Annotated in this window: 8 protein-coding genes, 1 tRNA gene and 2 pseudogenes; 5 read left to right on the top strand and 6 right to left on the bottom strand. The window is 34.6% G+C overall.

Annotated elements, in window-relative coordinates; translation table 11 throughout:
- Positions 1-482: 482 nt before the first annotated feature.
- The gene (locus U736_RS0109820) at positions 483-1,382 is read right to left on the bottom strand and encodes a septal ring lytic transglycosylase RlpA family protein (protein WP_015856401.1); all 900 of its coding nucleotides are present in this window, start codon (positions 1,380-1,382) and stop codon (positions 483-485) included.
- 277 nt (positions 1,383-1,659) lie between these two features.
- Between U736_RS0109820 and U736_RS12960 the strand changes: the two are divergent.
- Positions 1,660-1,846: pseudogene (locus U736_RS12960) on the top strand (tyrosine-type recombinase/integrase); the annotation flags it as partial.
- 90 nt (positions 1,847-1,936) lie between these two features.
- On the opposite strand, the gene U736_RS0109815 reads toward U736_RS12960, so the two are convergent.
- Positions 1,937-2,012 (bottom strand) — tRNA-Lys (locus U736_RS0109815).
- Between the two features lie 1,172 nt (positions 2,013-3,184).
- Between U736_RS0109815 and lexA the strand changes: the two genes are divergently transcribed.
- Entirely contained in the window at positions 3,185-3,898 is a 714-nt protein-coding gene (lexA, locus tag U736_RS0109805) for a transcriptional repressor LexA (RefSeq protein ID WP_015856402.1), read from the top strand.
- A gap of 449 nt (positions 3,899-4,347) precedes the next feature.
- Complete coding sequence (gene rimO / locus U736_RS0109800) at positions 4,348-5,661, top strand: 30S ribosomal protein S12 methylthiotransferase RimO (protein WP_015856403.1); 1,314 nt, start codon at positions 4,348-4,350, stop codon at positions 5,659-5,661.
- A 525-nt stretch (positions 5,662-6,186) separates the two neighbouring features.
- Here the strand turns inward: rimO and ttcA are convergent.
- From ttcA to U736_RS0109780, 4 genes and pseudogenes are all read right to left on the bottom strand, one after another.
- Positions 6,187-7,062 carry a tRNA 2-thiocytidine(32) synthetase TtcA gene (gene ttcA, locus U736_RS0109795; protein ID WP_015856404.1) on the bottom strand — a complete coding sequence of 292 codons (876 nt, stop codon included), beginning with the start codon at positions 7,060-7,062 and terminating at the stop codon, positions 6,187-6,189.
- A 267-nt stretch (positions 7,063-7,329) separates the two neighbouring features.
- The gene (gene rpsD / locus U736_RS0109790; RefSeq protein WP_015856405.1) at positions 7,330-7,947 is read right to left on the bottom strand and encodes a 30S ribosomal protein S4; all 618 of its coding nucleotides are present in this window, start codon (positions 7,945-7,947) and stop codon (positions 7,330-7,332) included.
- Positions 7,948-8,126: 179 nt separating this feature from the next.
- Positions 8,127-8,945 carry a glutamate racemase gene (gene murI / locus U736_RS0109785; RefSeq protein WP_015856406.1) on the bottom strand — a complete coding sequence of 273 codons (819 nt, stop codon included), beginning with the start codon at positions 8,943-8,945 and terminating at the stop codon, positions 8,127-8,129.
- A pseudogene (locus U736_RS0109780) lies at positions 8,938-9,775 on the bottom strand (RNA methyltransferase). Before U736_RS0109780 ends, murI begins: the two are co-directional and overlap by 8 nt.
- 285 nt (positions 9,776-10,060) lie before the next feature.
- Between U736_RS0109780 and sfsA the strand changes: the two are divergent.
- Positions 10,061-10,777: a DNA/RNA nuclease SfsA gene (gene sfsA, locus U736_RS0109775; RefSeq protein WP_026500743.1), complete on the top strand. Its 717-nt coding sequence runs from the start codon at positions 10,061-10,063 to the stop codon at positions 10,775-10,777.
- On the top strand, positions 10,770-11,600 hold the full coding sequence (gene map, locus U736_RS0109770; protein ID WP_015856409.1) for a type I methionyl aminopeptidase: 831 nt from the start codon (positions 10,770-10,772) through the stop codon (positions 11,598-11,600). Before sfsA ends, map begins: the two co-directional genes overlap by 8 nt.
- Positions 11,601-11,617 lie beyond the last annotated feature (17 nt).

Raw genomic sequence — 11,617 nt, 5'->3', positions numbered from 1 at the left:
CAATGTATGTGTATTTTGTTTGAGACGCTCTGTTTCTCGTGAGGGGACTTACTCCATTAAAGAACATGATAAACAAAAGCATGAAGTAATGCATAATCTCTTCATAAGATATTACCGTGGATGCTTTTTGGAAAGCTGCAAAACCGAATCAAAAGAAAATATTTTTCAAGCTTTTTATTCCTATCAAATTGATTGTATAGTTGCTTTGGAGATTACACAAACAGACTGATACAATAATCTCCCCTCGTCTAGCAAAAGCTATTACAGCAAGAAAAGTACGTGCTTTATTAAAGCAAGAAATATCATAAAACGACGAATAGACCAGTAATGGAGTAGAAAGTTCGTACTGAATTTATAATAGCACCCAACCACGCTTTTTTAAAAGGACAACGCGCTTTAAGATGAAAACCTTCCACTAAATCCGTAAGTTCTTATCTTTTTTACTAGAGAATTATATAGATAAAAAATCAACGCATATTTTCTTAAAACAGTTGTAGCCAATTGACCTTTGTTTTTTTGTTTAGCTTATTTATAGAAGCAACTTGATCGAATGGCATCGGCTTATCAACCATGATAGGACCAATTTCTGGCAATTTAACTGCAACAGTTTTATTACGTTGTTCCTGTTCAACAGCAGCAGCTTTAGCTAATCCTTCTTTGTTTCCTGTATTGCGCTTATCTTTTAACAAAACAGTTTCTCTTTTTTTCGAAACATTTTCTGACGCTAATGAATACGAGGCAGCATTTCCAGGAGTATAAGAGGCCATTAAATATGCACCATCATAATAGCCAACGGGTGCTTCAGCAATATATTCTACCTTAACATCTGCAACCCCCCTATCTACATACCCCAGTATTGCCGCAGCTTGCTTTGATAAATCAATGATTCTGTCTTTCATAAAAGGTCCGCGATCATTCACTCTAACAATGATTGAAGATCCATTTTTCAAATTAGTAACACGAGCATAGCTCGGTAAAGGCATTGTAGGATGAGCAGCAGTCAAAAGATTCATGTCATAAATTTCACCGTTGGCAGTTAAACGCCCATGAAAATCTGAACCATACCATGATGCTTCGCCAACACGTTTATAAGTTGGATCATTTTGAGGATAATACCACTTTCCTTTTATTTGATAAGGTTTACCAACAATAGCTCGTCCACGCTTTTTTTCTTCCGATTGATTCTTCTTATTGGATACTTGTTGAGGTAGTACAGAAGTGTTTACGTTAATTGGTTTATTATGATAGGAATCTTTTATTGAAAAATTCATAGTTTGGCTTGCGCAACAAGATACCAGTGACTGAGAAATGACTATCATAGAAAACAATTGAAGTGTTGGTTTAATCATAAAAGTAAAATTCTTTTTTCTATTTGAAGGCATCTATTCAGTCCACTTATTTCTGTTAAGTATTACTGTAAAAACCACGTCACGCTTTTTGTACGCGACGGAAGAATTTACGTTTTTAAATGATTCCCCTCACGCATATACCACTCTTGAATTTTCCCCTCTTATCAAGAAATTAACACATTGTTAACCATTTTATGGTTTTTGTAAGAAATAAATGTACTATACTCGATGTTAAAAAGAATGAAAATTAAACAAATCAACATCTTATAGAAAAGTTATTTCATAATATAAACTGTGAATAAGTGGTGATTTTAGCAACTTGTTTTGCGAATCATGTAATGCAGTAGGTATTAAAAAATCAATCTATGGATTGAGAAAAGGAGCAACCACATTTGCTGCCAACGCAGGTACAACCGTATCGTAAGCTTAAAGCTCTTTATTTTTGGACAGGAGACAGCATAGCATCGCTCTATTCCAAAACATCTGATAGAAAATGACTGATTATAGAATCAATAAAAAACTTCAAAAAGAATCAAAACGAGAAAGATTCTTAAATTTTTGTATAGTCTATTGATATTATTTAAATTTGGTGAGCGCGCAGGGATTCGAACCCTGGACCTACTGATTAAAAGTCAGTTGCTCTACCAGCTGAGCTACGCGCTCTCACACAAGCTATCTAGTTTGTAGACTATCTAATTTGCAGAAAGTGAAGGGAACATACGGTTGACTTTTCATTTGGTCAACACCTTTTGAAGAAAAATATTATTATTTTCTTCAGTTATCAATAATTTTCCGTTTTCCCCTCCTTTTTTCATCATTGTATAGATACTCTTTAATCTTCTTTTTGAAGTTTCAATCAAGGAACAATTTCATTGCAAAATATTGCATAGATTCGGAGCGCTAAAATTATAAGAAATTACCCTCCTTCCCTCACATGGCTTGTTGAGCATAATGGATAGAGAAAAAATACCTTTTACTATAATATTATTTTTATATCTTCATATTTTAGTTTTCAATTTTCAAATATGAATACAGATTTACAATATAACATATTGATTTATAACAATTTATAATTTCATCACTTGAGTGAGAGAATAAAACTATAAAAAAGAAATGAAAATACCTTTTATACCTCCTTTCAATAACCAAAAATTATCTCAACATTAGGGTTCAGCAAAATAGTATATAGCGGTTGGTACGTTAGACCTGAAAATGGGACAATGAGCAACAATGGCATTTTGAGGGTATGATTTTTATTCATGCATAATGAATATATAACGAAAGCCAATTTATCCTATAGAATAAAACAGACATAAAATTCAGTCTCATTGAAAGTATCCCGAATGACTATAAATTATGCTCACTATTATAGCTGTAGATAATTTTACTTAAAAAAAGCAGAAATAATATGCAGTGTGCAAAATGATCTAAATACCCATAGAGTGTTCTAAATATATAAAATGCCTTCTAATTAACTTTTTTATATCAAGAAATTACAAAATACGTAGATATATTTTTAGAAGAAAAGTATAACACTGGTCATAAAATTTAGTGTTGGATAATTCAGTCAGAGCTATAAAGTATTTTTATACATTGTTTAATATTAATGTATATATATAATATATAAATAATAATTTCATAAAATTCTTAAAGTAAGTTTTATATAAATAATAATTTAAATATGTCTATAAATAAACATATTTCTTCATTAACTTAACTTATAGGATCAAAAATAAAGAAAATAATTTTGATTTTGCGGAAAAAAATTGTAAAATTGTTATATATACATGTATTTTTACTTTACTCCTTTTTTATTATTTTGATTGGAATATTGAATGCTAACATGTAAACAATATGAGCTACTCTTGTTTATTCATAACCATACAAAAGAAACTGGTGTTCCTCCTTCTTTTGAAGAAATGAAAAATGCATTAGAACTTTCTTCAAAGTCTGGTATTCATAAGCTCATTATAGCCTTAGAACAACGAGGGTTTATACGTCGTTTACCCAATCGCGCTCGTGCAGTAGAGGTGATTCGACTCCCTGAGAAAATAACATTTAACCTTTCTTTAGCACGTAAAATTTCTCCCAGTATGATAGAAAAAAATAAAAGGGAAATATCAAAAAACTTGAGTAACCTTGACAACTTTGATGAAGAAGAAAAAAAAAATATCACCATTCCTATTATGGGACGTATTTCTGCGAGCGTGCCCGCCTCTGCTATACTGCAACAAATAAACACTCTTTCTCTCCCACGTAATATGGTTAATACAGGTGAGCACTACGCATTAGAAGTTAAAGATGATTCTATGATGGAGGCTGGTATCCTTGATAAAGATACGATCATTGTGAAACGTCAAAATACAGCAATAACAGGTGAAATTATTGTTGCGTTTATTGATAAAAAAGAAGCCACATTAAAACGTTATCGACGCAAAGGAGCTTCTATTGCATTAGAAGCCGCAAATCCTCATTATGAAGCACGTACATACGAATCCGAACGTGTAGAAATACAAGGCAAACTTACCGGACTTATTCGCAAATATTAAAAATAAACCTTATAGTACGCGATAGATATCGCAATAAGGAGTTGTTGAGTATTTTTTTATTGTGCCACACGCAGTTGACTTCCTCTCCACTGCCAAAGGATGCCCCAATTCGGTTTATAAACAGTCCAGATCCTTATCGAGCGGGTTTCATTTTTCCTTCCCTACATGTCCTTCACTTACGCAAGGAGCGACAAGTAAGCTTTAAAATATTCACCACGTACTTTATAAAAGAACTTGAATGCTTTGAAGGAAGCAACCTTATATCATCGTCCTCAATGACAGAATTTTACGATATAAATTGTATGCATGCATAAAAACACATAAAATTTTGTAGAAAAAAATAAAATAACTTTGTAACAGATTTTATTGCATAGGTATAAAAATTAAAGAACATTATTTTTCAGTTATAAAAGTGTAACTCAATCATTCACAATAATTGTAGGATCATCATGGTAGCACCTCGTATTAGTTTTGTCTCCCTCGGATGCCCAAAAGCACTCGTAGATTCTGAGCGAATTATTACACGCCTTCGCTCTGAAGGGTATGAAATTTCACGTCAACATCAAGGAGCTGATGTCGTTATTGTGAATACCTGTGGCTTTCTTGACTCGGCAAGGAGAGAATCATTAGCCAATATTGATGAAGCTCTCAAAAAAAATGGAAAAGTTATTGTAACGGGGTGTCTTGGTGCTGATCCTGATGTTATTCGCCAAACGTATCCTAATGTATTGGCTATTACAAAACCGCAAGCTTATGAAAGTGTTATAGAAGCTGTTCATACAGCAATTCCTCCTGTTCATGATCCTTTTCTTGATTTAGTTCCTCCCCAAGGTATTCGTTTAACACCTCGCCATTACGCCTACTTAAAGATTTCTGAAGGATGCTCTAACCAGTGTAGTTTTTGTATCATCCCTACTCTGCGTGGTGATCTCACTTCACGTCCCATCAGCGATGTTCTTCGTGAAGCTGAAAAACTCGTGCAAGCGGGTGTAAAAGAACTTTTAGTTATTTCACAAGATACGAGTGCTTATGGTATTGATCTAAAATATCTCGAAAATTCTTGGAAAGATCGTACAATAAAAACAAAATTCTTTGATCTTTGTCGCGAACTAGGCGATATGGGTATTTGGATACGTATGCATTACGTTTATCCTTATCCCCATGTTGATGAAGTTATCGAACTTATGGCTGCAAAAAAAATTCTTCCTTATCTGGATATTCCTTTTCAGCATGCATCACCAGCTATTTTGCGTCATATGAAGCGTCCTGCACTCATAGAAAAAACAAACCGTAGAATTGAAAAATGGCGAAAAATATGCCCAGATCTTACTTTGCGGTCAACATTTATTGTTGGTTTTCCTGGCGAAACGAATGAAGATTTTAATATACTCCTAGAATGGCTAGAAGAAGCAAAAATTGAACGCGCTGGGTGCTTTAAATATGAAGAGGTAAAAGGAGCCGCCGCAAATGATTTGGGATTAGAAAATATTCCTGAAGAGGTGAAAGAAAATCGCTGGCATCGTTTTATGGCAAAACAACAACAAATTTCTACACATCTTTTAAAGAAAAAAATTGGAAAAAGACTCCAAGTGCTTATCGATGAAAGTCAAGGAAAAGTTGCCAAAGGACGTAGTCAATACGATGCTCCAGAAATAGATGGTGTTGTCCATATATCATCACGACGCCCGTTGCGTGTTGGTGAATTTGTCAGCGTTAAAATTGAACAGTCGGATGCCTATGATCTTTATGGTGTAGCAGTTTGAAAATTTAACTTCTTCCCTGTCCTCAATGATGAAGATTTCTATCAGCATTGGTTTATAAAAAGATCGGCTACTCACAATCGAACTTGATCACTTATGTAACTCACTTCATGAGAATTTACGAGCAATCCTCGCCCTGAATGTTTGCTATACACTCCACAAATACCGAGCAGTTATATATTCTCTTAATTTAATGCCTTAAATGAGGTGACGGCGGCGCAAAAGAATAAAATCCTCAAGGTTCACCATTTTTACTTAACAAAAGAGAAAATCGACAATCGTACTATTTTCCCATTTTTCATATTGCGACAGTCATTAGTTAGTGAAAGGAAACTTTTTTCAATAGTGTCTTATGCACACAAGAATTTCCTTTGTGATATGCCAGCAAATGTTTTTTATGGATGCAATATAAGAGAATTTAAAACAAAACAATCTTACGGTATTTAAATTAAAAAAATAAATTATCATTATAAATAAGTATCTTATCTTAAACTCTTTGAACTTATTTTTTTAAATATCTAATCTTTATTAACAGGTCTTAAAATCAAAGAATTTCTTATCAAGCAAATGACTTGGGCGTACATTTGTTAAAGCGCGAATCATCGTATCTTTACGTCCTGGCATTTGTCTTTCGATATTTTTCAGCATTTCTTTCATTGCATTACGTTGTAAACCATCTTGACTACCGCAAAGATTACAAGGAATAATCGGAAATTGCATTGCTTGAGAAAATTTTTCCATATCTTCCTCAGCTGCATAAACAAGAGGACGTAACACAAAAAGATCTCCTTCATCATTTTTAAGTTTTCCAGGCATGGCAGCTAATCGGCCACCGTGAAACAAATTCATAAAAAATGTTTCTAAAACATCATCACGATGATGACCTAAAACTAATGCAGAACATCCCTCTTCACGTGCAATACGATAGAGATTACCACGTCGTAATCGAGAACAAAGTGAACAATATGTCTGCGACTCTGCCAATTTATCTGTAACAATGGAATAAGTATCCTGATATTCAATACGATATGGAATTTTATAAGAACTTAAAAAGTCTGGAAGAATATGCTTAGGGAATCCAGGTTGCCCTTGATCAAGATTACAGGCAAGAATTTCAACGGATAAAAGACCTCGCCACTTTAAGTCTAAAAGAAGCGCTAATAAACCATAAGAGTCTTTTCCACCCGATAAAGCAACAAGCCATTTTTTTCCTGTAGAGAGCATAGAAAAATCATCCAAAGCTTGTCGCATATGACGCAAAAGTCGTTTGCGCAATTTATTAAATTCTACGCTTGAAGGAGCAACACGAAACATTGGATGACAATTATCTGCTTCGCTTATTAAAGGATCATCTCTCCCTTCGTTTTCTTCTATTGCCTGATATTCAACTGAAACATCATTCATAATACCATATCCTGCACAATAAACAGCTTGTTTTGCAAAGATAAAAACAAATATTAAAGCAAGCTTACATTTATGTTTTTTGAATTTATAAATTAGATACACAAAAAAGAAATGGAACTATATAAGTCTATGACTATAAAACATAGCAATAAACTTAATATAGAACCATTCACAAAAAGCACTTATTAACTTCAGAGATTGTAAAAATAACACAATATTTTGAAGTTATAATAATAGAAGAGAAAAATAATTTCTCTTGCAGAAAAATTATCGAGAATAAAATTCAACAACCAAATTAGGTTCCATTTGTACAGCATAAGGAACATCTGCAAAAGCAGGAATACGTGTAAAGGTTGCTTTCATCTGTTTATGATCTGCTTCAATATAATCAGGGACATCACGTTCTGCCAATTGCACTGATTCTAAAACTAAAACAAGTTGTTTTGATTTTTCCCGAACCTCAATAACATCACCAGGTTTACAACGATAAGATTGAATATTTGTGCGCCGACCATTTACACTAACATGACCGTGATTGATAAATTGGCGAGAAGCGAAAATCGTAGGCACGAATTTTGCACGATAAACAACAGCATCCAAACGTGATTCTAACAAACCGATAAGATTTTCACCAGTATCACCCCGTCGACGAGCAGCCTCTTCATAGGTCTTATGAAATTGTTTTTCTGAAATATCTCCATAAAACCCTTTCAATTTCTGTTTAGCGCGCAACTGCACCCCATAGTCAGAAAGTTTTCCTTTACGACGCTGTCCATGCTGACCTGGACCATAATCACGACGATTGACAGGAGATTTCGGACGACCCCAAATATTTTCTCCCATACGACGGTCAATTTTATACTTTGTTGTTTCGCGTTTACTCATCGCATTTCCTTATAAAATAAAACACGAGATCTCAAGACCCCAAGGAAACGCGCCCTCCTCTGCCTTTAAATACTAAAGACTGACAGAATACCTTAACATATCAATATGCAAAGTTATCCACGGGACACGTCAATTAATGCTATTTTCTTGAAAAAATAGCCAGATCATCATTATTGGTCTTACAACCCAAAGTCAACTCCTTTCATGAGTTTTAAGCCAAATCCTTTAAACAAATTCTCCGTTAAAGAAGTGATATTTTTCGATGTTAACAACGCAAAATCTTGATATTTTTTTATATATTGATCGTGTACTTTTTCCGACAGTGGTAATAATGATCTGATATGTTTGGCAATCGCTTTCGCCGGATCAATCCACTCAACGGACCATAAAGCATGTTCACGAAAGAAGTTAATCAAAAAAGGATAATGTGTGCAGGCTAAAACAATAACATCAGTATATTGTCCATTTTTTTCCACAAAACATGGTAGGATTTCTTTTCTTAACTCTTCTGAATTGATAGATTTTCCCCGTAAATAATCTTCAGCAAATCCAGCCAGCTTTTTACTACCCACAAGTTGAACATGACACTGTCCAGCAAAAGAATTAATTAATTCATTTGTATAGGCACGTTTCACTGTTCCAGGAGTAGCTAATACGGAAATAAAACCAGATTTTGTTTGTTCAGCAGCTGATTTAATTGCAGGAACCGTTCCTACAAAAGGGACATGAGAAAAATTCTGTCGTAAATCTGCCATCATCAGTGTAGAAACGGTGTTGCAAGCAATCACACATAAGGCTGGATTGTAGCGTGTTAAAAGATTTGTAAAAATCTTTAAAATACGCTCTTTCAAAATATTTTCTTTCCAATTTCCATAAGGAAATCCTGCATCATCAGCAACATAGATAAATTGCATTTCAGGGATAAGAATACGTGCCTCCCTGAACACTGTTAAACCACCAATACCGCTATCAAAAAAAAGAACAGGTCGTTCATCCATTAGTTTTCACACTTATTTTTAATTTTTTTACGATCACGCTCTTCAGGTGCTCTACTCCCCCGTGGATATTGTGGTGAAAAATGATCCAAAGAAGATATAATGCCTCGCAATAAACGAACCTCAGGTTCACTAAAGTTAGCGCGCGTAAAAACAGAGCGCAAATTTGCAAGCATTACTTCTTTGCGCTCAAGGGGTCTAAAATACCCACGGATATTCAAAGCCTCTTCTAACTGAGATAAAAAACCATGAAATATTGTTTTATTTGCAGGTTCCATCTCTGCGGCACGAAATGCCGTATCGCTGACATCCTCTAGACCTGTTTTCATCCATTCGTAAGACATTAAAAGAACTGCTTGCGCAATATTAAGTGACGCAAAAGCAGGATTAACTGGAAAAGTAATAATTTCATCAACAAGGCTGATTTCATCATTTTCTAATCCCCATCTCTCTCTTCCAAAGACAATACCTGTCTTATGTCCGATACTTTCACGCTGACGTAATACGCTTGCTGCTTCGACAGCACTTTTTACAGTTTTAAATCCACATCTTTCACGTGCTGTTGTGGCAAAAACATAGTGTAAATCTGCAATTGAATCACGCAATGTATTAAAAATCACAGTGTCGTTAATGACATGATCAGCTTTACTCGCAGCAGCTATAGCTTTTTCATTTGGAAACATTTCTCGAGGTTTGACTAACCGAAGCTTAGAAAGCCCAAAATTTGCCATTGCCCTTGCGACCATACCAATGTTTTCAGGAAGCTGCGGTTCAACTAAAATAATAACGGGACCATTTGTTAAATTTTCACGATTCTTATTCGTTCCAGCCATCAATCTTACCTAGTTTCACTTAACTATCTCCCTCTCCACTATTTTTTACGAAACCTTCTTCACAGTACTCTAATGCTGTTTAATAATAAATTATAGACAATGTTATCTTTTCACTCAAAGATAATAAATTTTAAAAGCCATTAAAGTGAACGATGGAATTTATAACAATTTATATAGGATATCGTAGCGTTTTTTACATCAATTTTATCTTTTTTTTATAGGGAATAGCCCCTACAAATCATAATCTCAGTTGAATTATGAAATCATAAATCCTAAAAAAGGGATATGCACTTTATTCCCAAACTTTTTCCTGCAAAGCTTATCCGTCGTTATAAACGTTTCCTTGCGGATGTTCAACAAGATGATCAGCATGTTCTCACCGTGTCTGTACCTAATACAGGATCAATGCTTGGATTAACAGCTTTCAACTCCAATATCTGGCTTTCATATCATAATAACATCAAACGAAAATATGCCTATCAATTAGAAATTATTGAAGCCGATAATACTTTGGTTGGCATTAATACTGCTTTACCCAATAAACTTGCATTAGAAGCAATTCAAAGCGGATTACTACCAGAATTAAGTGGATATAAAACAATTTTAAAAGAACAACGCTATGGAACACAATCACGAATTGACTTTCTTTTACGTGATGACATTCTTCCTGACTGTTACCTAGAAGTCAAAAATGTTCATTTTATTCGTCAAAAAGGATTAGCAGAATTTCCTGATAGTAAAACAAAACGTGGAGCACGTCACCTTGATGAGCTCATAGGAGTTGTACAACAAGGAAAAAGAGCTGCTATGCTTTATATTATTCAACGAGAAGATTGCGCAGCTTTTACAATCTGTCATGATCTTGATCCACTCTATGGACGTAAATTTGATTTAGCACTAAAATCAGGAGTAGAATGTTATGCTGTAAAGTGTCACGTAAGTGTAGAAGGCATTTTTCCGATTCAGAGAGTAAAAATAGAAAACAGAAAAAACAATGACTGAGTATATTGAATATAATAAAAGCCCTTTAAAATTTAATGGGAAGATTCGCATTTTCGATGATTATGCTTTTGCTAAAATGCGTGAAGTTGGTCGCATTGCTGCAGAATGCCTTGATGCACTTACAGATATTATTAAGCCAGGCGTTACTACGCAAGAAATTGATGATTTTGTATTCATTTTTGGTGCTAAGCGAGGAGCACTTCCTGCTGATCTAAATTATCATGGATACAGCCATTCATGCTGTACATCTATCAATCACGTTGTCTGTCATGGCATTCCCAATAAAAGACCCTTGCAAGAAGGCGATATTGTGAATGTGGATGTAACCTTTATCCTTGATGGTTGGCATGGGGATTCAAGCCGAATGTATCCTGTTGGGAAAATCAGGCGTGCTGCAGAACGCCTGCTAAAAATAACCTATGAAAGTCTTATGAAAGGAATCGCTGTTGTTAAGCCTGGAGCAACCACAGGTGATATTGGTGCAGCCATTCAACAGTATGCAGAATCTGAACGATGCTCAATTGTGAAAGATTTTTGTGGACATGGGATTGGGCAGCTTTTTCATGATGCACCCAATATCCTCCATTATGGAAATCCTGGAGAAGGAATAGAATTAAAACAAGGTATGATGTTTACAATTGAGCCTATGATTAACCTTGGTAAACCACAAGTTAAGATTTTATCTGACGGTTGGACTGCTGTTACCCGTGACCGCTCTCTGACAGCACAATATGAACATACAATTGGTGTCACAAATGAAGGGTATGAAATATTTACACAATCTCCTAAAAATATTTTTTATATTCCAAATTCGCATACCTAACGCAATGTAGAGATGTT

Origin of the sequence: Bartonella grahamii ATCC 700132 (assembly GCF_000518085.1) — a bacterium.
Classification (GTDB): domain Bacteria; phylum Pseudomonadota; class Alphaproteobacteria; order Rhizobiales; family Rhizobiaceae; genus Bartonella; species Bartonella grahamii.
The sequence above is the reverse complement of the archived record's forward strand: the minus strand, read 5'-3'. Positions and strand labels throughout refer to the sequence as shown.

What these genes read in the sequence shown, in the direction of transcription:
- map (WP_015856409.1), top strand. Translation starts at nt 10,770, where the DNA reads ATGACTGAGTATATTGAATATAATAAAAGCCCTTTAAAATTTAATGGG.
- U736_RS0109820 (WP_015856401.1), bottom strand. Translation starts at nt 1,382, where the DNA reads ATGCCTTCAAATAGAAAAAAGAATTTTACTTTTATGATTAAACCAACA.
- rimO (WP_015856403.1), top strand. Translation starts at nt 4,348, where the DNA reads ATGGTAGCACCTCGTATTAGTTTTGTCTCCCTCGGATGCCCAAAAGCA.
- ttcA (WP_015856404.1), bottom strand. Translation starts at nt 7,062, where the DNA reads ATGAATGATGTTTCAGTTGAATATCAGGCAATAGAAGAAAACGAAGGG.
- lexA (WP_015856402.1), top strand. Translation starts at nt 3,185, where the DNA reads ATGCTAACATGTAAACAATATGAGCTACTCTTGTTTATTCATAACCAT.
- murI (WP_015856406.1), bottom strand. Translation starts at nt 8,945, where the DNA reads ATGGATGAACGACCTGTTCTTTTTTTTGATAGCGGTATTGGTGGTTTA.
- rpsD (WP_015856405.1), bottom strand. Translation starts at nt 7,947, where the DNA reads ATGAGTAAACGCGAAACAACAAAGTATAAAATTGACCGTCGTATGGGA.
- sfsA (WP_026500743.1), top strand. Translation starts at nt 10,061, where the DNA reads ATGCACTTTATTCCCAAACTTTTTCCTGCAAAGCTTATCCGTCGTTAT.